At 50.8% G+C, this 21,859-nt stretch carries 15 protein-coding genes; 4 read left to right on the top strand and 11 right to left on the bottom strand.

Annotated features, from left to right (window positions below):
* Positions 1–79: 79 nt before the first annotated feature.
* Positions 80–871, bottom strand: a complete 792-nt coding sequence (locus HOM51_02945) for a hypothetical protein (GenBank protein ID MBT5033457.1) — start codon at positions 869–871, stop codon at positions 80–82.
* A gap of 182 nt (positions 872–1,053) precedes the next feature.
* Between HOM51_02945 and HOM51_02940 the strand changes: the two genes are divergently transcribed.
* The 3 genes from HOM51_02940 to HOM51_02930 are packed head-to-tail and all read left to right on the top strand — an operon-like array spanning position 1,054 to position 5,924.
* Complete coding sequence (locus HOM51_02940; GenBank protein MBT5033456.1) at positions 1,054–4,146, top strand: cyclic nucleotide-binding domain-containing protein; 3,093 nt, start codon at positions 1,054–1,056, stop codon at positions 4,144–4,146.
* A 1-nt stretch (position 4,147) separates the two neighbouring features.
* On the top strand, positions 4,148–5,287 hold the full coding sequence (locus HOM51_02935; GenBank protein ID MBT5033455.1) for a radical SAM protein: 1,140 nt from the start codon (positions 4,148–4,150) through the stop codon (positions 5,285–5,287).
* Positions 5,288–5,312: 25 nt separating this feature from the next.
* Entirely contained in the window at positions 5,313–5,924 is a 612-nt protein-coding gene (locus HOM51_02930) for a pyridoxamine 5'-phosphate oxidase family protein (GenBank protein MBT5033454.1), read from the top strand.
* A 2-nt stretch (positions 5,925–5,926) separates the two neighbouring features.
* Here the strand turns inward: HOM51_02930 and HOM51_02925 are convergent, their stop codons facing one another.
* The 8 genes from HOM51_02925 to HOM51_02890 form a co-directional block, all read right to left on the bottom strand.
* Positions 5,927–6,445 carry a paraquat-inducible protein A gene (locus HOM51_02925; GenBank protein MBT5033453.1) on the bottom strand — a complete coding sequence of 173 codons (519 nt, stop codon included), beginning with the start codon at positions 6,443–6,445 and terminating at the stop codon, positions 5,927–5,929.
* Between the two features lie 8 nt (positions 6,446–6,453).
* Complete coding sequence (locus HOM51_02920; GenBank protein ID MBT5033452.1) at positions 6,454–7,608, bottom strand: ABC transporter permease; 1,155 nt, start codon at positions 7,606–7,608, stop codon at positions 6,454–6,456.
* 2 nt (positions 7,609–7,610) lie between these two features.
* The gene (locus HOM51_02915; protein ID MBT5033451.1) at positions 7,611–8,603 is read right to left on the bottom strand and encodes an ABC transporter permease; all 993 of its coding nucleotides are present in this window, start codon (positions 8,601–8,603) and stop codon (positions 7,611–7,613) included.
* Between the two features lie 7 nt (positions 8,604–8,610).
* On the bottom strand, positions 8,611–10,536 hold the full coding sequence (locus HOM51_02910) for an ABC transporter substrate-binding protein (GenBank protein MBT5033450.1): 1,926 nt from the start codon (positions 10,534–10,536) through the stop codon (positions 8,611–8,613).
* Positions 10,533–12,476, bottom strand: a complete 1,944-nt coding sequence (locus tag HOM51_02905; GenBank protein ID MBT5033449.1) for an ABC transporter ATP-binding protein — start codon at positions 12,474–12,476, stop codon at positions 10,533–10,535. The genes HOM51_02910 and HOM51_02905 overlap by 4 nt, the downstream gene beginning before the upstream one ends.
* Positions 12,473–12,994 carry a hypothetical protein gene (locus HOM51_02900; protein MBT5033448.1) on the bottom strand — a complete coding sequence of 174 codons (522 nt, stop codon included), beginning with the start codon at positions 12,992–12,994 and terminating at the stop codon, positions 12,473–12,475. The genes HOM51_02905 and HOM51_02900 overlap by 4 nt, the downstream gene beginning before the upstream one ends.
* Positions 12,995–13,056: 62 nt before the next feature.
* Entirely contained in the window at positions 13,057–16,671 is a 3,615-nt protein-coding gene (locus tag HOM51_02895) for a cyclic nucleotide-binding domain-containing protein (protein ID MBT5033447.1), read from the bottom strand.
* A 159-nt stretch (positions 16,672–16,830) separates the two neighbouring features.
* The gene (locus tag HOM51_02890; protein MBT5033446.1) at positions 16,831–18,000 is read right to left on the bottom strand and encodes a glycosyl transferase; all 1,170 of its coding nucleotides are present in this window, start codon (positions 17,998–18,000) and stop codon (positions 16,831–16,833) included.
* 140 nt (positions 18,001–18,140) lie between these two features.
* Between HOM51_02890 and HOM51_02885 the strand changes: the two genes are divergently transcribed.
* Positions 18,141–19,334, top strand: coding sequence for a cyclic nucleotide-binding domain-containing protein (locus HOM51_02885; protein MBT5033445.1), 1,194 nt, complete (start codon positions 18,141–18,143; stop codon positions 19,332–19,334).
* On the opposite strand, the gene HOM51_02880 is transcribed toward HOM51_02885, so the two are convergent.
* A complete protein-coding gene (locus HOM51_02880; GenBank protein ID MBT5033444.1) occupies positions 19,331–20,539 on the bottom strand; it encodes a glycosyltransferase family 4 protein in 1,209 nt (402 codons plus the stop codon). The genes HOM51_02885 and HOM51_02880 overlap by 4 nt on opposite strands.
* A 1-nt stretch (position 20,540) precedes the next feature.
* Positions 20,541–21,785 (bottom strand): hypothetical protein, encoded by a 1,245-nt coding sequence (locus HOM51_02875; protein MBT5033443.1) that lies wholly within the window; start codon positions 21,783–21,785, stop codon positions 20,541–20,543.
* Positions 21,786–21,859 lie beyond the last annotated feature (74 nt).

The following is a 21,859-nucleotide window of genomic DNA, read 5'->3' as shown; positions in this document are numbered from 1 at the left end:
TCTCCCTGTCGTATTGAATTTATAGTTTTAATTGTTATCCGGAGTTTACCCTTGTGAGGCCCACCGGCAAAAGCGAAATTTACCGGCTGAGGTATTCGGTTTCCCAGTCCTCGACTTCCGGCCAAATGCGTCGACCAACGCTGGGAGAGCCAGGCGCATGGCGAGTGTAATTGATGATTCTGTTTGTCCATTCTTTGTCGTCGAGGCCCAATCGCTCGTGGGTCGCTTCAAACCCTTCTTTCCGGGCATCTAAGGAAAGAAATTCGTAAAGGACAGAGTGCTTCGCCCAGCCCGCCACAGACAACAACTTCCGGGTGCGGATACAGCCCGGCATGCGGGTCATGTGGGGTAATCGGTACTGTGCATACCAGGCAGCAAGATCATATTCGTCTTCTGTCGTCATGGCCCTAAAACTGCCCATTTGAATGGCGGGCCCTGGCGTTGTGCCGCTGGCCCGGCCACCAATTTCAGGGCCGTTAACCCGTGCTTCTTCCGAAAATATACAGGTTCGGGCACCGATGCGCTTGCCAAACATGGATTGGACCGCGTCATCGGCCAATTCAGCATGGGGTGTCGCCAGCGGGTTATCAATATCGATGACATTAGGGCTGAAAAAGACGTACGGATGCGCACCGCCAATCAAGGTGACATAATTTGTACCTGTGCCAACGGATTCGTCTTCTGCACGGGCGAGGTGCTCACCAATTTGCTTCATGTGGGACCCACCGCCCGTAATTTCGTAAGTCGCCGCCCACAGATAGCCTGGGCGCGCGAGAACCTCGGGAAGGTAGTCCGTATGCAGCCAGTTCAAATAGCCTTCTTTGTCGTCTTCCGCTAAGTCGTACCACGTCGCCCAAATACCTGTATCCATGAAGTCTCTCCTAAAAAATTAGATGAGTGGATATACCCAGCCATCACCTTGTTGGCAATGTCGTCGCAACTTCGTGAACGGGCGGGGAATTGCAATCGGGAATTGGGACTATATTTGAGGGGGCGGGACACTGTATCCTTATCGAAGGGCAGTCCACGGGTGGGTTTTAAGGATTTTCGGCTATGGAACAGAGCATCTTCGGCTTTATTTGGCGTTACAGTAAGCTTCAGCAGGTGGTTATATTGGTGGTGACGGTCCTTTCGTTTCCATTCCTTTATGCCGCGTTGGAACTGCCAAAAATTATCATTAACGATGCCATCGACGGCAAAGGCTTTCCGGTCACTTATTTTGGACACACGTTTGAGCAGATCCCCTTCTTGTTGGGGCTGTGCACGGCGCTTCTGACCCTTGTCGTCATCAACGGTATGTTCAAGATGAAGGTCAACGTTTTCAAGGGGGCCTTGGCCGAACGCTTACTCCGGCGATTGCGCTATCAGCTTTATGAGCGGATTTTGAGATTTCCGATCCCGCGCTTTCAGACCACATCGCAAGGCGAATTGGTGTCGATGGTAACAGCCGAAGGTGAATCACTCGGCTCCTATTTCGGCGATTCCATCGCTAAGCCCGCGTTTCAGGGCGGCACGATGCTCACCATCTTGGTGTTTCTATTCGTGCAAGACCCAACGTTGGGATTGGCCTCAGTTGCCTTGATCCCTGTACAGGCGTGGTTGATTCCGAAGTTACAATTTCAGATCAACATGCTGAACAAAGCCCGCGTTCAAGAAGTCCGCCGTCTGTCGGAATCCATCAGCGAATCGGTCTCCGGCATTCAAGATATTCACGCCAACGATACGTCCGCGTTTAAGCTCTCAGGGGTTTCCTGGCGGCTCGGGCGGATCTTTAAAATCCGCTTCCAAATATACAAAAAGAAATTCTTTATGAAGTTTCTCAATAACTTCATCAATCAAATGACGCCGCTGATGTTCTATTCGATCGGCGGTATCCTGGCGATTAAGGGTGACATCACCATTGGTGCCTTGGTCGCGGCACTGGCGGCCTATAAGGATCTCATGGCACCGTGGAAGGAATTGCTGAAATACTATCAGGACATGGCCAATTCCAAGATCAAATACCAACAGCTACTTGAGCAATTTGATCCTGCTGGGATGCTGGACGAGTCGCTTCAGCGGCCTCGACCCGAAGAACTTCCAAAGCTTGGCGCGACCCTTGAATTGGAAAACGTTGTCCTGCAGGAAGAAGATGGCTTTCGGGTCCTGGACGGTGTTTCGTTTAGCGCAGACGCGGGCAAAAATTTAGCGATTGTTGGCACCGGCGCAGGCCGAGATCGCTTGGCGCAAGCGTTGGTACGCCTCGCCCAACCGACAGGGGGACGCATTATGATTGGCGGCCTGAATTTGGCAGGCTTACACGAAGCGGTCATTGGCTCCAGGATTGGATATGTCGGCCCTGAATCATATATTTTCAACGGCTCCATCGCCCACAATATTTTGTATGGTCTGAAGCATGCGGCAATTGGTCAGCCAAGCGGTGACGGTGACGATCTCATGGATCGAACGGAAGCGGTGGCCTCTGGCAACAGCGCCGACGATCCAAGCGCAGACTGGATAAATCCAAAAATTCTCGGCATGGAGTCTTCGGAAGAATTGACCCAGTGGTGGATGAAAATTATCCGTCGTTTAGGAATCGAAGATTTGCTTTTTACCCGCGCCTTGAATATGCAAATTGATCCAGCAGAATTCCCGGGATTGGCGGAGAGCATCTTGAATGCCCGGCACGTGATTGAGGAGAGATTAGAAGAATCCCCCGATGTAAAAGACCTTGTCCACTTCTTCGATTACGACAGTTATAATGTTAATGCCTCAGTCGGCTCCAACGTCATATTTGGTGAGCCCACCGATCAGGCCTTTGCGCTAAATTCTTTGGGTGAGAACGATTATGTAAGCCGCGTTCTGGAAGAGAGCGGACTAACTGAGCGGTTCCAGGAAATTGGTCTTCAAGTCGCCCGGACCTTGGTTGATCTCTTTAGCGATATGGAACTGGGGCATCCCATTTTCGAGCAGTATAGTTTTGTCGGTTTGGACGATTTAGAAAATCTAAAACCGTTGCTTGAGAGAGCAGAGCGGTGTGCCCTGTCGGAACTGCCTGCAGACGATCAGAAGGAACTCATATCCCTGACATTTCAATTGATTGTTGAACGCCATCGTCTTGGTTTTATTACCGAAGAGATTCAACAAAAGCTGGTGAAGGTGCGCGAGAAATTTAGAGAAAATCTGCCTCAAAAATTTGACTCCGCTATTGCCTTTTTTGATCGGGAAACGTTTAACCCGCAACTGTCTCTGCAATGCAATCTTTTGATGGGTAGAATTAATCTGGCGCGACCACGAGCAGAAGAGCGTATTTGTAAGTTGGTTTGCGGCGTTCTGGATGAACAGGGGCTACGGGAACAGGTCATCATGGCGGCGACGACCATGAGTGTGGGCATCGGCGGCAAGCGATTGCCGCTGGCAATGCGTCAGTTAATCGCCTTGGCCAGAAGTATCGTAAAGAAGCCGGAAATTCTGATCGTCAACGATGCACTTAATGCCCATGCAAGAGAATCCGCCGATGAGATTCGCCGGGCTGTATTTGATTTATTGCCTGAAACGACGCTTATTTGGATGGCGAGTGAGACCCCAAATATTGCGGAATTTGATCAGGTGCTGGTTCTACGCCAAGGTCGGATCGTTGAACGCTTAATCGAACAAGTGTCTGGCGAACAACAAGCGGTCGCCCTGGACGAAAGCGAAGAAGCAGCGACCCCAGAAGAGGGACCAACAATTCTGGACGCAGAGACGGAGGCTTTGGCCGAGGTGCCGTTGTTCAGTGCGATGGACAGGACCCAATTGAAGTTGCTGGCGTTTTCGGCACAACGCGTCACATTCGTACCGGGTGAGGAAGTTTTTCACCAAGGAGCACAGGCGTTTGCTGCTTATGTCGTGTTAGAGGGGCAATCGGAAGTCGTTGTCGGCAAGGGTGAGAATGAAACCGTAATCAACCGACCAAAGGAAAATGAGATCATCGGCGAAATGTCACTACTGACAGATAATCCGCGGTCTGCGTCGTTTAGAGCAGTCGGCGAATTGACCGTCCTCAGGATCAAAAAGGACGTCTTTTTGAACTTGGTTGAACACGATCCACATCTGGCTCTTGAATTGTCCCGCGCGATGAGCGACCGTATGGCGCAAATGATGCACAAAATTGAGGAAGCGGCATAAAGTGAGCAGCCTGACCCATCGTAAAATTGATACTGAAGAGATTATTGGTGGGCCGATCTATCACTATGCCGATATTCGTTCGGTGCATTTGGAGCTTACCCATCGCTGTAATGCTGCGTGCCCGATGTGTTCGAGAAATTTCTCAGGCGGGGCAACCAATCCCGATTTGCCGCTGGTAGAGCTCTCTCTCAGTGATGCGAAGTTAATTTTCCCGCCTGAATTTGTTCAGCAGTTAGATCTCATCTACGCATGCGGAAACTATGGCGACCCAATGGTGGCCAAGGATTGCCTGGAAATTTTTGCTTATTTGCGGGACTGCAATCCAGACCTACGACTCTGCATGCACACCAATGGCTCAGCGCGCAGACCTGAATGGTGGGCGGATATGGCCAAGGTGATGAAGACAGGCCCCCATTATATGCGCTTCGGCATCGATGGCTTGGAAGATACAAGCCACCTTTATCGCCGTCGCACGAACTGGGATTTGGTGATGGCGAATGCGCAGGCATTTATTGACGCGGGCGGTCGCGCAGAATGGGATTATTTGGTGTTCCGCCACAATGAACATCAAGTGGAAGAGGCGCGCGCGCTGTCCCAGAAAATGGGCTTTAAGGAATTCTTCGTCCGCAAAACCGGACGCTTTAAAAGCGATAAGGATCTGCAAACGGTAAACCGGGTCGAGGTGCTGGATAAGGCCGGTGAATTTAACTATTGGCTGGAAGAACCCGCCAACCCGGAATATCTCAATCCGGCGTTCGAAGATTTGGACGCCATCAAAAACGAATACGGCACCTACGCGGCCTATCTCGACACGGTTCAAATTCACTGCAAGGTGGCTGAGAAAGGTAAGGTTTATATTTCAGCTGAAGGCTTAGCGCTGCCGTGTTGCTGGCTTGGATCAATCTTCACGAATAAGCGAAGCGCCCAACGAGACCAGTTTTTGAACATGATTGAGGATGCAGGCGGTAGGGCGGCCTTGGATGCGCGGGCACTTGGTATTAAAGGTGTAATTGAAGGAACTCTCTTCCAAAAAGACATCCCGGAAAGTTGGGATAAATCATCTGTCGCAGACGGTAAGCTCGCGACCTGCGCCCGGACCTGTGGCGTGGATTTCGACCCGTTAGGGAAACAACGAGACTAACTCATTTATACTCAAGGATGACCAAATGGCGAAGATTGAAACGATCGAACAATTGAGAAAAATCTATAAGCCTGCAGTGGGCAGGGCGGCTGAAAAGGTACTCTATGGATTAGAAAAATACAGTCGCCAATTTATCGAGCTGTCACCCTTTTTGGTCATAAGCTCCATGGGTACCGACGGCGTCGCAGATATATCGCCCCGCGGTGAGAAACCAGGGTTCGTAAAAATTCTCGACGACAAGACCGTCGCTATTCCTGATCGCCCGGGAAACAACCGAATTGATACGTTTACCAATATACTGAGCAATCCAGCGGTCGGTTTAATTTTCCTTATCCCTGGCATGAACGAAGTTTTGCGGCTCCAGGGCGATGCGGAAATTCGCGACGATGAAGATCTAATGGCAAGGTTTGAAGTGAACGGGAAGCTTCCGCGTGCAGTGGTCGTGGTCAAATTGAGAGAGGTCTACCTGCACTGTGCCAAGGCTATTATGCGCTCAGAGTTGTGGGAAGACAGCAACAAGATCGACCGCACCATCATGCCGTCCATGGGCCAGATGTTGAAAGAACAAATCGGCTCACCTGGACCCGCAGAGACCCAGGAAGAAATGGTCGCTCGGCATTATACGCAATTGTACTAAGCTTAATTATCGTTTTTTACAGTAGCATTTGCGGCCAATTTCAGTCGCACCACGCATAATGAGGAAACAACCGCAGAGGCCGCATAAACGTAAAGTCCGAGCAGGATTTGAGCGCTGGCCATGCCCGTACTTTTCGCCACAACGACCGCGACCGCGACAACCAGCACATCTGCAAACGACCACTTACTGAGAATCTCGATCCATTTTAACCCGGCGATGACCCGATGGTCTTCATAATCGTGCCGAGACCAAAGGACGAAGGAGACCATTATTTTCGCGAGGGGAAATATAATGGAAAATCCAACGATAACGGCGGCAATGGCGTATTCGCCTTCAAGAACAAGCGAGTGGATCGCATCGACAATGGAAAATTCATTGGTGAAAAAGATCAGTCTTTGAGTTTCGACAATCGGCAGGAACAAGCCCGCTGCCAAAAGCAATAACGCAAGAAAAAGCCCAAGGCTTAGAAAACGATCCGGGCCCGTTGCCTTATCGGCTAATGAAATTTTAGCGCGCTCCAAAATGAACCCTAGTGATATGGGTCAGCCGCATCTCGCAGCCCGTCGCCCATGAAGTTGAACGCCAACACCACCAGCACCACCGGCAGCATGGGCATCATCAACCATGGATACAACGCCACTGCTTCGATGTTCTGGGCTTCAGCCAACAGCACGCCCCAGCTTGTAATCGGCGGGCGCAGGCCAAGTCCTAAGAAGCTTAGCGCCGTTTCGCCGAGGATCATGGCGGGAATTGACAAGGTCGCCGATGCAATTAAGTGAGACATAAAGTTAGGCAACAAGTGGCGTCCAATAATTCGGCTTGGCTTGGCACCCATTAATTGCGCGGCTGAACAATAATCTTCTTCGCGCAAAGCCAGCAATTTTGATCTCACCGCGCGCGCAAGACCTGGCCAATCCAAAAGACCTAAGATGATGGTGATCCCAAAGTATACCAGGATCGGGCTCCAGGTAATCGGCAGCACGGCAGACAACGACATCCAGAGGGGCAGCTCCGGCAGCGATCTCACAACCTCAATTACCCGCTGGATACAACTGTCCACCCAGCCGCCAAAGTATCCGGCCAATCCACCGATGGTGATGCCTAAGATAAAGCTGATGGTGATTCCGACCAGCCCGACGGTGAGCGATATGCGCGATCCATAGAGCAGGCGAGACCCCATATCTCGACCCAATCGGTCCGTGCCTATCAGAAACATCGTGCCGCCCTTAGCCGGACACATCAGGTGAAAACTCCCAGGGATCAGTCCCCAGAAATTATAGTCATCGCCGGAACAAAAAAACCGGATGGGTTGAACCTTGGTCGTGTCGTCGGAATATTCCCGCTTCAGAGTTTCCATGTTCAGCGTGTACTTGAGCCCATAGACGAAGGGGCCGACGAATTCACCCTCATGGAACATATGAATGCCTTGCGGCGGCGCGTAGATGAAATCCGTATTCCGAGAATCCAAGGCATAGGGGGCCAGGAATTCAGTTATCAGGATCGACAAATATCCGGTCAGCAAAATAAACGCCGAGAACATGGCAAGCTTATGCTTCTTGAACTTCCACCAGATCAGCAGCCACTGGGGCGCCATGTAATAACGTTCTTGCTCTGGCGTGATCTGTTCAACTGAATAGGGGTCAAACGGCGCGTCCGAGACGTAATGTTGTAAATTGCTGCTCATGGCTAAACCTTTTCCCCCATTCGAATCCGGGGATCTAGGACCATTAACAACAAGTCCGAAATGAACATCCCAACAATGGTCAACGCCGCTAAGAATATAAGGAACGACCCGGCAAGATACATATCCTGACTTTGCAGCGCGTGCAGTAACATCGGCCCTGTGGTTGGCAGCGACATCACCGTCGAGACAATCACCGAGCCCGAGACAACTTGCGGCAGGATGTTGCCAATTTCAGCGACAAACGGGTTTAGCGACATCCGCAGTGGATACTTTAGAAGCAGTTTCACCGGCGGCAGACCCTTGGCCCGACCGGTAATCACGTATTGCTTTTGAAGTTCATCCAACAGGTTGGCGCGAAGCCGCCGGATCATGCCTGCAGTTCCTGACGTGCCAATGACGACGACCGGTACCCACATGTGTTCAAGCACCGACATGAATTTAGCCCAACTCCACGGCTTATTCAGATATTCCTCAGCCATCAGGCCACCAATCGACGTGCCGAACGTCACGTTGGCGAAATACAGCAGGATCAACGCGAGCAGGAAGTTAGGCGTCGCCAGCCCCAAAAAGCCTAAGAATGTGAGGCTATGATCCCCCCAACTGTACTGATGGGTGGCAGAATAAATGCCGATGGGAAACGAAATCATCCAGATGAAAATGATAGTGGAAAAGTTCAGTACAAAAGACAAAAGAAGACGGTCACCCACCACCTCGTTCACCGGCAGTTCATACTCAAATGAATAGCCAAGATCACCCTGCACCATGCCGGAGACCCAAACCCAGTACTGCTCAATCATCGGCTTGTCCAAGCCGTATTCCTGGCGCAAGAATTCAATTTTCTGGGGGTCGACCAATTCGCCCTGGCTCTCCAGTTCTGCGATATACGTGGTCAGATAATCGCCGGGCGGCAACTGGATGATAACAAACACCAGGGCACTGACCGCAAGAAGGGTCATGAACATTATGAGCACGCGCCGGACAACATAGGTAAGCATGGGCTATCTACTTCCGCTTCTTGGATTTAGAGGTGTCGAACCAGAACGTATCCGGGCGATGAACGCCGAAGTGAGCACCGGGGTCCCAATTGTAAATACCCTTAGGCGATACATTTCGGAGATTGCCGTTGACCACGACAGGTTGTGGGACAGATGCAATCAAGCCAATTGAAAACACGTTGTCAGCGTGCAGGGCCAACATGCGATGCCAAATTTCTTCGCGGCGCTGAGGACTGGCACTTAAGCGCCATTCTTTGTTAAGCGCTGAGAGTTCTTTGACCTCTTTAATTTGAGGTAACTCGCCAGCTTTTCCACTGGTGTTAAAATGCTGCCCCCACTTGGGCCATTGCAATTGAAGCTGCCGAGTTGGGGCCAGTTCTTCTGGGCTCGAGCTTGAAGTCGGGACGCCGTTCTCAAGACCGAACCACACCGACATAATCGATGATCCAGCGATAACCCGGCGGCGGAAGACTTCGCGCTGTAAGGGCTTGGTGTAAAGCTTAACACCGATTTTGCGCCAACTGTCTTGGATCAGTTCCAGCACGTCGGTCTGTTCGGTCTCTTCACCCGCGGTCTCTACAATAATATCCAGCGGGCGCCCGTCTTTCATCAAGCGGATATTATTGCTGTTTCGCTTGGTCAATCCCAAACCATCCAGCAACTTATTGGCCTTCTTCAGATCAAACGTCGCGTATTTTTTGCTGTAAGACTCTTTATATAATTTGCTTTCAGGCAGGATGGTGTTGTTACTTTCACGGGCGAGACCAAAATAGATCACTTGATTGATTTCGTGCCGGTCGATGCCAAGCGAAAGCGCGCGTCGGAAATCGGCTTTACGAAGCAAATCCCGCCATGCTGGGTCTGCGGCATTCAAGTTCGGGAACAGTGCCATTTGCGATCCCTTGGCCGATGACCACAACTGAACCTTAAAGTTATTCCGCTTCTCGCCCTGTTTCAAAAAGGTGTAGTTGTTAAAAAACAGACTGCGCGCCTGCAGGTCGGTTTCGCCAGCCCCTGACTTGGCCGGGATGAGTTTCTTATTCGCAATGCCGACGATAACTTGATCGATATAGGGAAGTTGGCGCCCCATTTTATCAACCCGGTGGAAGTACGGGTTTCGGACAAAAATAAACCGCTCAGCAGGCATTTTGTTGGTGATGAACCAGGGCTGTAACGAGGGCAATTCTGGATTGGTATTGCGGTAAAGCCGGGCCTTGCTTTTAAACAAAGAACGCCAGTTCCGCTTCTTGGCCTTCTTGGCCATCCTTTTCAGCTTTTTCTTCCTAACATATCTAATATGGAACTGTTTCAGGTAGTGGGCCGGACGGTAAATAAAGACCGGTCGCGCCTTGGCCAGTGCTGGTAGGAAGAAGGGATTGGGAGCCTGCCAAGTGTAGCGCACGGTCTCAGCATCCAGAACTTCAAACTTAGGTAGCTTTCCACCAATCTTGAAGATTCTGTTGGGTCCCGACTTGGAGAGCTTTCTGTGCTTCGCCACGTCTTCCCAGAAAAACCTGAAATCTTCCGATGTGAAGGGGTGGCCGTCCGACCATTTATGGCCTTTGCGAATATGCAGGGTAAAAATTCGGCCTTCCTCAACATCGACTTTTTCCAAGATGTCAGGCTCGATGATGAAATTCTTATTATAACCAACAAGGCGGGCATAGCCGTAGACCACCATCATCCGGATGTCTTTCGCCCGCGACATCAGTATGCGCATTCGCCCGCCGTGTTTGCCGTAACTTTCGCCGGATTTTTCCAACCGAACAACAGAGGGAGTTTCTGGTAAGCGTTTTGCAACCGGCGGCAAGTCGCCCGCCGCTACCTTATGAGCCAGTGTCGGCGTTTCAATATAAGTGTTGGCTGCGACGGGCACTGAGGCGGCTGCGATGATTACAGCCGATAAAGCCAACTGTTTGAGGATCGTGTTCATTCGCTTGCTTCTCCTAGGCCCGCACCGCTTTGGGCCCGCACCATGTGGCCATCGCCCAGCGTCACGAAAGGTAAAATCTGGCCCTCGCCCGCATTGAATGGCTCAGGCCAAGCGCCGGGCTCGGATGCTTTTCCTTCCAATAATGCCGAAAAATCCAGGCGCTGTTCTGGGTCCGGGTAGGGCACAGCTGAAACCAATGCCTTGGTATAAGGATGGGTCGGATTATTGAATAGCGTTTCGCGTGGGGCAATTTCAACGATCTGTCCGGCGCACATTACGGCAATGCGTTCGGCGATATAATCAACTACGGCGAGGTTGTGGGAGATAAACAAATACGTCAGCCCCAATTCCTGCTGAAGGTCTTTCAGCAAGTTTAGAATTTGCGCTTGGATGGAAACATCCAGCGCTGAAACCGGCTCATCACAAATCAGCAAATCGGGCCTTAGCGCCAGCGACCGCGCAATACCGATGCGTTGGCGTTGCCCACCAGAGAAACTGTGCGGATAGCGGTTGAGATGACGCGCATCCAAGCCGACCAGATGGATTAACTCAGTGGCGAGTTCGCGCCGGTAGTCCGGGTCACCAATTTCGTGAATAACCAATGGTTCGGTCAGGATATCCAAGACTGTCATGCGCGGATTCAACGACCCGAATGGGTCCTGGAACATATATTGTATCTTCCTCCGGATCGGGATCATTTCCGGCGCACTCAGTTTCAGGAGATCCGTCGTCGTGCCATTGTTGTTGTAAAGGATCTCACCACCACTGGCCTCCACTGCGCGCATAATCATTTTGCTGACAGTGGTCTTGCCGCAGCCACTTTCACCAACCAGCCCTAGGCATTCGCCGCGCATCAAATCGAAACTAATGTCGTTAACGGCTAGAACTGAGGCCGGATCGCCCAAGCCGAACATGCCACTTTGACGGCGTCCGGAAAACCGCTTGATCAGGTGTTTGACCTCAAGCAGCGGCTTGCCATCGTCAACCGAGCTATCGTCTGAATCCTCCTTGGCCTCCAACAGGTGGCCGGTATGGTGTTCAATCTCACGCAGCGGTTTCAGCCGTTCGCCTGGCTTCATGTCGAAATGCGGCACGGCGTCCAACAGGGCCTGCAAATACGGATGGCCGGGATTGTTGAAGATGTCGTTCAGTGAGCCACTCTCCATGACCTCGCCATGATAGACCACGACGACTTCTTCGGCGACATTGGCAACTACACCCAAGTCGTGAGTAATCATCAATACAGCCATGCCTAATTCTTTTTGCAGGTCTTGGATCAGCTTCAAAATTTGCGCTTGGATAGTGACATCCAAGGCCGTGCTGGGCTCGTCCGCGATCAGCAATGCGGGACGGCAAACCAAGGCCATGGAAATCATTGCACGTTGCCGCAGGCCCCCTGAAAGCTCATGTGGGTAGGTGTCAAACGCGCGCGCTGGGTCCGGAAAGCCAACCAATCGTAAAACATCGGTGGTGAGTTCCCGGCCTTCTGCATCACTGACATTGCGGTGCAGCAATAGGGCCTCGCTGATTTGATTGCCGATCGTATGGAGCGGCGACATGGAAGTCATGGGTTCTTGAAAAATAACTGAAATGCGGTCGCCACGGATGGCCCGGTATCCAGGATTGTCAGGGTTCATCCTGGCGAGGTCGACGGTGAAGTCATCACCCGCGTCGGAAATAACGGCTTCCGGCGGGATGCCGGGCAATCCTCTTAGTGCCGGGTCCGTGAATAGAATTTCACCCGATTTGATCAAGGCGCTTTTCGGCAAAATGCCCATGATCGCCTGTCCAGTAACGGATTTTCCCGATCCTGATTCACCCACAAGTGCGACGGTAGACCCTTGGCGGATGCGGAATGATATTCCTTTTAAGGCATGTATCGGACCGGCATCAGTTTGGAAATCGATGCAAAGATTGTTAACCCGTAAGAGGTCCGTCATGCGAGGGCTCCTTCGCCGGTAACATTAGAGAGGCTCATAACTTTGGAGGGAACACCCAACGCGACAAGATTGTCGATTGTTGCCGGGTCTAGGGTCAGATGATTGGCTTCGGCACTGTTGAGCGCAAGCCGGGCAATTGTCTGAAATCCGTTCAGTCGCGAATCAATTTTGATGTTTTGGCGATCACCAGTAAGGCTAAGCTGCATCCAACCATCGCTCCCGTCACGGCTGGTTGAAAAGTAGGATAATTTTAGGCCGCTAATTTCAAACCAATTTACGGTCGCTGACCCCAGGCCCTGAAGCGATACTGCCTGGTCTGTGACATGAATTTTCGTTACATGGCGTTTTACGGTAGCGATGCCATAAATACTGAAAAGAATGAAGGCTGTACCAAATAAAATCTGAAAAAACGCGTGCAAATCTGGCAAAGACAAGGGCACCGCCGTCAGGATCATGCCCAGGCCTGTTCTAACGTAATCCGCGAAAATACGGCGGGCTGAATAGTTGTAGGTCGTCACAATTAAATTCTTTCTAAGCGCTTTAGCACACGTTAGCGTGAATAATTAAAATTATCATCCGTTTATTTGAAGGTAAGTGACCAATTTAGTGATTTTCGTGGTTTTTTATTTGGTGTGGGCGCTTGTTTTTTCAAGTTTTGTACCTCACCAAGATGTTTCTCCTCTAGTGGGTACACGTCGTAATTCAATCCTCCCTTTAAAGAGAGGTCATGGCCTTCAATGAGGTAGCTTTGGCCCAATGATTTTTTCAATCGATCTATAACAATTGAAACATTGGAAGCTGACTGGGTGCCATCGGCGATAACCCCAAAAGAATACCCCTCCGTCAGGCGCGATACAGTATCGGAATTCCGTACGCACTCAATTAATCGGCTGGAAATTTCTGCTGCTAAATGGGAGTGAACGGTCGTATCATTGTCTCTGATCCCGACCGCCAATTCATCCAAGTTAATCAAAATAAGCGCAGACGACCGCCCGACCCGTTGTTCTTGTAGGGCCATATGCTTAACCCGATCCACGAACAAATCGCGTTTTGGCAGGTCAGTTTCCGGGTCGTAGAGCGACATGCTGCCACTCAGTGTGCGCATCGTTCCAACCAGACGCCCGGCCAATATTCTGGCCAGATTGGCACTGACGCCACTGTTTTCTCGGATTAACTGCAAGAAGACGTCTTTCGAAATGCTGAGCACGGTGACATCTGTTTTAGCCTGAACGGTCGCGGTCCGTGGGGCGTCGCTCAACAGTGCGAGTTCGCCAATCAAGTCACCTCTGCCCGGGTTTGCAACGGTTTTTTGTCCGGCTTCCGTATCCACATTTACATCGACAGTACCCTTGACGATAACACACGCATCGCTACCTGGGCTGCCCTGCCAGAACAAAATTTGCCCGGCGCTGAATTCTTGGCGCTCACTGGTAAAGGCCAAAAGCTTCAGTTTGGAACGGTCCATGCCAGCAAAGAACGGAATGGCTGCCAGCAGATCGGTCTCCACACCCAGGCCTTGGTTTTGTTCGGTAGATTTCGAGGCCTCCGTTTGGCCAGCGCCTTCGACGGGAGCAGGCTCTCCAGGTGTTGGTGCTTGCGGGGCCGTGTCTTCAACCCGGCCATGATCCATCTTCAGCACTCGGTCAAAGCGGTTGGCATGTTCCATATCGCTTTCAACCCAAACCAATCCCCGGCCTTCAAATTGTTTGAGGATGGTTTCAAAAATCGAAGATTGGGTCGGTGCATCGAAGGGGGCTGTCGCCTGATTGACGATCATCAATTGTGGTTGTTTGAGAAGATTTCGGGCAATGGATAATTTTTGGCGCTGGACCACGGACAATCGCTTGCCCTCACTACCGACATGGAAGTCGAGTCCGGCGACAAGAACCAGCGGCCTAATGCCCATGGAATTAACCACATCCGTCAGCAGAGAACTAATTTGACTGGCACTACCCGCTTTGTTGTAAGCGACCTTTCCGAATAAAATATTATCCTGAATTGAGCTGGCTGCGTTGTAGTCACCGTCATGAAAGAAAGCGATGGAGCCTTCATCTTCTTCGCTTATGGTTTCTGCAAAGAGGCGTCGTGCCTCCAGGATTTTTTCCTTCATGGCGTCGTCAATAAGGTCCAGATGATGCCTGGCAACGATAAGCTTAAAAGGAAGATCTTCGAGCCTGTTGCGTTCTTCCGTTTCTATGAATTCCAAGCCTAAATTGCTGACGTGATTTAGTATTTGTTGGAATTCCGGCAAGTCATCTGCGTCAATAAAGCCGAAGCGTTCAAAAAATTCGTGCCCCGGCGGCAAATCACGGAACAATTCCACCATGAGTGCGGCCATGGCACGGCCCATTTCCAGGAATTTACCTCCAAGTCCCACATCTTCTAGAATCTCCCGCACGAAGGCATTCTTACCCAGAGTCTCAATGGCAAAAGTCTCGCCGACCGGCGTTCCAAACAGAATGTTTTCGGCAACGGATGCGTTGTTGTTAAATTTTCTCTCATCGAATACTTCGACAAATTCTGCGAGGCCCGGGTCTTGTAATTTTTCTCTAACCGCACTCCGTACCTTAAGAACTTCTTCCGCGAGTTCAGGGTTTTCATCAGGATTAATAATTCGCCGTAGGCCAAGCTGGAATACGTCTTCTTCCATATCAACTTCTGGAAGGACATCAAGCATCCGTTGTGTCAGTTCGTCCGGGTTCTCAATGCCGATCTGTGTGTAGTCGATCCAGTCAGCGTTGATGTTCAACATGCTGTTGCCAGAACTATTTGCTTCTTTCAGCCAAGCGGTGGTTTCGGCTGACGTGGGGTCGGGCTCATCCCGCTGGGGGTAGTGTTTTAATACATAAAGAAGATTATCTCTTATGGTGCCAGCGTGGGTATAGGTTTCCGGGCCGATATAGGCCATGTGTCGACCGGAAATAGATTCATGCATGGCCTCTATGTTCTGTCCATCAATAGAGACCTTGCCACTGGTCGGGGAAATTTGACGCGCTAAAATTTGAGTCAACTCAGATAAGCCGCTTCCGCCACCGCCCATTATGGCGACGTGTTCGTTCACATCCATGTTGAACGATGCAGAGTCCACTACTTTCGAGCCTTCATCTTCCTCTAACGAGACATTGGCCGCACTGAAGGTGCCGTTAATTGTTTCCGGGTGTTCTTTAAGCGGTGCCAATAATTCAGCTTCGACCATACCTGCTGGACGGAACTGTTCGGTTAATGCGGTGTAGCGAACTCGAGCATCTTCCATGCGTTGGTAATAACCCAGAAGTTCCTTCCATGGTGCCGATAAATCTTTATAGGCAGCCAGAATCGCAACCAAACTACCAAAGCTAAGATCTCCTTTGATCACTAGGTAACCGCCGACAGAGTAGAAGAAAAAGGGCGTTAGCTTATCCAGAAAGTTATTTAGAAATTTAATGAAAAACTTTTTACGATAGATCTGTAAACGGATATTAAATATCGCACCCAAGCGACCTGCAAAATCCGCCAGTTCGAATTGACTGGTATCGTGAGCATGAACTTCATGGACGCCGGAAACCAATTCACCAACCCGGTCCGAAAGCTTGCGAACACGAAGCACGCGCTGCTTGTTCATCGCGGTTACTTGACGCTGAAGCTTGGGGATGACGTACATCTGAAGGGGATATAGGGCGATCGCCGCCAATCCTAATACCCAATCTTGCAGGAACATGAAGAATAAAATTGTGATCGCTGTGCCGCCTTGGAACGCAGGCATGGAAATGGCGTCACCCATAAAACCACCAAGCGGCTCGGTCTCCTTAGTGACCATGGAAACCACTTCGCCTTGGGAAACGTTTTGAAAATGCAGCAGGGGGAAACGGGTCACCCGTTCCAGCAAGGTATAGCGCAACCGGCGCAACAAGCGTTCACCGATCATGCCGCGATAGACATTGATGAAGTATTTAAATCCGCCGTTGATGAACACCAAGGCTAAAAAGAGAGCACACAGCGTGTATAAATATTCTAGCTGACTAAATTCAAAGCCAAAAATGTCTTTAGGGAATTGGACTTTTCCTGGGTCCTTGCCGCCGATGGCTTTATCAATAATTTCTTTTGGAACCTGATATGAGAGATACAAAAATGGAAACGAGCACGCCGTTAACAGCAGAATCAGAACCTGCTGTGGCTTGCTGAATTTCTGAATATAACCAAAGATACCGCTTTCCATCGGCTTCCCCCTGTCTGGCCGAGCGCCACTGAAATGTATCTAATATTTTGGGTGCAAAGACGGCGTTCTGCCGTGCCTAACTCCCCTGTTGAGTGAGAGGTTAGCGCAATTTTTTTATATGTACCATGGTGTTAGTGAAAAAAGTTCGAGAAAAAGTTATTAATTTCCTGGATTAGATGCCATGTCCCTGATTCTGTAAATGTCAGTCAGAAGGCTGGCAGTCTTTGCTGCGCCAGTGACACCCAAGTCTTTAACTTCCATAGCGGGAGCCTTATAGGCACTGTTTATGGCTACTGCGAGCGTCGTAGGTGTCACGTCACTTTCTTCAACAAGCTGAACCAAACCAAGCTTTGCAAGCAAACGTGCGCGAACTAATTGTTCTGTTTCCTGCGGTGTTGCAAAGGGAACCAGCACTGCTGGGGGTCTTTCAATGAGTATATCCATCACCGTGTTGTAGCCGGCCCTGGAGATTGAAACCGCACAGTTGCGAAGCAGGGATAGATAATCCGTACGGTGACGTTCCACAGTGATGCCTTTTTCGGCGTGGGCTATTAGATTGTGAAATTGATCTTCTGGCATGCCGGTGCCAACTAAAATTCGCCATGGTGCGTCGGCAAGTTTGGTCAGCGAACGAGCTTTCATCGCAATCTCCAGCAACGTTAGGCCGACCCGACCGCTGCCAGCTGTAACAATAACTTCGCCCTGGCCGATCTCGCTCTTGGGTAAGATTTCTCGTTCTCCCACGTAGCCCGTGTAATAAATTTTGGATTTGAATTTTTCGGTGACTGGAACTGTGGCTTCCAGTGGAACTAGGGTCGGATCACCGTGCACCAAGATCGCGTCATACCAGCGCTCAATTTTATCGGTAATCTCGTCATACCGCTCGGGTCTGGACTTTGGTTCCAGGATGTCACGAATCGAAGCCGCAATAAGGGGCTTAGGCGTCGTTTGGGCTGCGCGTTCAAGTAGAGGGTCCAGTTCAAACCGCATCAACCGCCGACCGAAGGGAAATGTTTCCGTTATCAAAACATCAGGGCAGACACGTGTGAATAAATTTAGCAGCCGTTCTTTGCGCGACTCCCGCCACAACTCATCAACAGGTTGGCCAGTTTCATCAACCAGGGTTTGAAAGCTGGAATCGGCGGATTTGCAGGGCGGAAGCTGCTCAAATGAAGCGCCGCCAAGATCGAGTCCCGGAACGGGCATTCCACCGGAAACATAGGTGATATCAAAACCGGCCTTTACCAACTCTCGGGTTACAGCGGCAGCGCGCATTTGATGTCCGACCCCCATCAGATGCTGGACATAAAATAGTACCCGGATTGTCATTTTTGGCCTGCTCGGGAAAAGCCTATTACCCAAAACATGAATTTATGTGTTAGCGTCATGGTTGCGAGTACCGATAAGAAGCAAGCGACGGGTGTCAGAATGATTCCTGTTGAACAAGCAAGGTAACAGGATCACGTTCGATGGCAAGGTTTGGGGTCGCGGCGCTGGTGATCAAGGCGCTCAAGATAGAGATTTATAAAATTATTGAATCGAGTGCCCCCGGTGACCGTCGCCGGGGACGGTGGTTTAATCGTTTTATGGTGTTTTTGATCTTAACGAATGTCGCCTGCGTTGTCCTTGAGACTGTAGAGGCGATTAATCAGGAGCTCAGCGAGTTTTTTTATACCTTTGAGCTGATTTCCGTTGTGATATTTACAGTCGAATATGTTTTTCGTTTATGGGTTTGTACCGAGCACGATAATGAGGCCTATACCCATCCCATAAAGGGGCGCATCAAGTATGCAATGTCGCCCTTGGCGCTTATCGATTTATTGGCGATCGCTCCTTTCTTCTTAGGGATTTTCTTTTCGATTGATCTCCGCTTTATGCGGGTTTTCCGTATCCTCCGGCTGTTGAAATTGACCCGCTATAATCCTGCGTTGGAGAGCTTTGGCGCTGTGGTTCGGACAGAAGGGTCTGCACTTGGCGCCCTCTTTATGCTGATTATGGTTCTCGTCGTGGTCTTTGCCTGTTTGGTTTATATGGCAGAGCACATTGCGCAACCGGATGCCTTTGGCAATATCCCCAAAGCAATGTGGTGGGCATTGGCGACACTGACGACAGTTGGCTATGGCGATATAGCCCCGATTACGCCCTACGGAAAAGTTATTGGCTCGATGACAATGCTCTTGGGGGTCTGTGTGTTCGCTATCCCGGCCGGTATTTTAGCCAACGGTTTTGCGCGTGAAATCAGGAAGCGGGAATTTATCATCACCTGGCAACTGGTGGCGGCAAATCCAATATTTTCAAAGCTCGATGCCCTGCATGTTTCGGAGGTTGCAAATCTTCTGCACCATAAATCGGTACCGCCCAATTTCACCATCGTGCAAAAACGCGATCCCGCTGATTCGATGTACTTCATTGCCAATGGCGAAGTTGCGGTTCAGGCCCCCGGAGGAGCAGTCCGATTGGGGAAGGGGGATTTCTTTGGCGAGATTGCGATTCTAACCGCCTCAACCCGAACTGCGACAGTGGTATCGCTGACGGAATGTGACTTGCTGTATTTGCTGGTGGAGGATTTCGAGCATCTATTGTCAGCCGATCCCGATTTGAAAGACGTCCTCTCCAAGGCAATGAAGGAACGCTTGGAACAATTGGAGCATGCGCACTCCTAGGCGTTAATTCCAAATTTAATTGCCAATCGGTCAATGCCGACTTCTAGGGAAAAAGCGCTTCGGACACGATCCATACCGGCTTTTCCCAAGCGTTCACGGAGTGCCGGGTCTCTTATCAATGTTTCTAGTTTTGCGGCAAAGATACTTGCATCGTCAGGGGGAACCAACAGTCCGGTCTCACCATCAATGATCAGTTCCGATGCATCCGACGCCGTTGTTGTCAGGCATGGAACCGCCTGACTTTGTGCTTCCATCAGGACGTTGGGAAGGCCGTCCCGGTCGCCATTGGCGGCAACACGGCAGGCCAGAACAAATGCGTCACAGGTTCGGTAGTGATCTAGAACCGTTGTTTGGGGCTGTTCGCCTAACCAGGTAATTCGATCTCCAATGCCGGCCTTTTCAGCTTGGCGCTTGAGAGGTTCCAACAATGGCCCCGTCCCGATATGCACCAGTCGCCAATCCAAATCTTTGGGTAAGAGCGCAAGCGCCTGGAGTAGACAATCATAACCCTTTTTTTCAACGGCTCGACCAACGGAAAAAAGCTGCACAGATGGCGAATTATTGCGGGTGTTTCCCTGTTGAGGGAACCGAGAAAAGTCCAGTCCATGATAAACCAATTCAACATTTTCGGGTTTTGGTGCCAGTGCTGATAGGTGCTCCGCATTTGTTTTAGTGCAGGTTACGAGCCACTCCATATCAGCCAATTTGTTGCGTTTGTCCCATTCAGGTGAGGTCCATATGTCGATGGCGTGGGCTGAGCAACTCCAGGGCAGGCCAGTCATCATGGCGGCGTACCGAACAATCGTTGCCGGTGCATGCAGGAAATGCGCGTGCAGATGTTTGACGTCGCTGGGAAGTTCGCTGGCTAGAACCAAGGCATGGCCGAACTTCCTAAACCGCCCAGGGGTGGGGTCCTTCAAGAGGTCTTTAAGGAGGGCTCGGCGGGCAAATTTATAGCCAGGCTTGGTTCGCACGGATCGCCAAGCGCGCCAGACTCGCGCTGGGGCTTGATGCATATATTCCGGCAAATAGGTTATCGGCGCCTTGATTTCATCGTGGACTGGATGGCGACCAAGACCGGTTGATCGTTGCGAGTAAATTCGGATATCCAGGCCGCGTCGTTCCAGCGCCAGAATTTCCTGAGCAACGAAGGTTTCTGTATAGCGTGGATACCCCTTGAGGACGAAGACTACCGGCGGGGGCATATTATTTGACGACAGCGAGCTTCGCCTTGGGTGAGCCCGGGGTGCTGAGCCATGTATCGACCATTGCGTTGATATTAGACAGACCGTCCAACAAGCCCGGCAGCCTCACGTCCGAAGGCCTCGGTTGCGCGGCTAAGCCCCGAAGATGGGTCGCCATTAACTTAGGGTCGCGGGTGCCGTCATCAAGTAACATGCGTGCGAGTCCCAAATCATCTGCCCGTTTTGCTCGAGTATACTGTTCCTTACCAGGGACCGTTCTCGGAATGATAACACTCGGCTTATCGAACGACAGAATTTCACAGAAAATGTTATAGCCCCCCATGGCGACAACCCCAGCCGCCCCCATGTATAGGCTTTCCACATTTGGGTGGAAGGAAATGGCGTGGATCTTTTCTTGGTTCGCATTGATACGTTGGATACGCTCAATAAATTCTTCCTGAAGGTTGGTGTTCATAAATGGCCCCATCAGGATATAGGTGGAATACGGAATTCCTGAATCATATTCATAGGCTCGAAGCACCCAATCCACCAACCCCTCGCCATCACCACCACCGCCGGTAATGGCCAGAAGATACGGATCGTTACTGATCATGGGAACTGGGTTGGTCCGCGAGAGGGAGATTTCCGATGGCGACAACGACCGCCGCAGGTAACCTGTAAATCGAGTTTTTTGAGAGACGTCCACCGACATGCCTTTCTCAGCAATCGGATTATAGATATCGGGGAGGCCGAAGACCCACACATTGTCGTAAAGTTCTTTGACCGGAATTTCCTCATTACGGAATTCCCAGGTTTCAGCCGTACCGTCCACGTTGGGAATGTCACGATAACCTAAAACCAATCTCGTTCCTTTGGCCTTCAGCATGCGCAGCGCGTCTTCGGCTTCGTTGCGAAGGCCTAGGGGTTGGTGATCAACCAGGAAAATATCAGGCTCAAAAATTTCCGCGGTTTGGTAGATCAGCTTGGATCGAACCTTGAGAATTTCTTCGGTCGTCATATCCAGCTTAAGCGACCGCAGGCGACCACCTTTACGTTCTTTGATGACGCCTGGAATGCGAGTAAAATCAACGCGGTCATGAAATTCAAAACTGCCCGCGACGGGTGAGCCAGAAATAATAAGAACTGACAGATCACCGCGATGGTCAACCAGCGAATGGGCGATCGCCATGCATCGGCGCAAATGGCCAAGTCCATAGCAGTCGTGGCTGTAGATTAGCAGCCGTGCGCGGCCTTTTCTACGTGGCATATCCTGACGTTCCCCCGAATAAACCAGACGCCCCCTGGCGAATCCCTGTGGTTTTGCCGTACCTTAACCGGAGT

The sequence above is a fragment of the Rhodospirillaceae bacterium genome (assembly GCA_018660465.1).
GTDB lineage: Bacteria > Pseudomonadota > Alphaproteobacteria > Rhodospirillales > JABJKH01 > JABJKH01.
The sequence above is the reverse complement of the archived record's forward strand: the minus strand, read 5'-3'. Positions and strand labels throughout refer to the sequence as shown.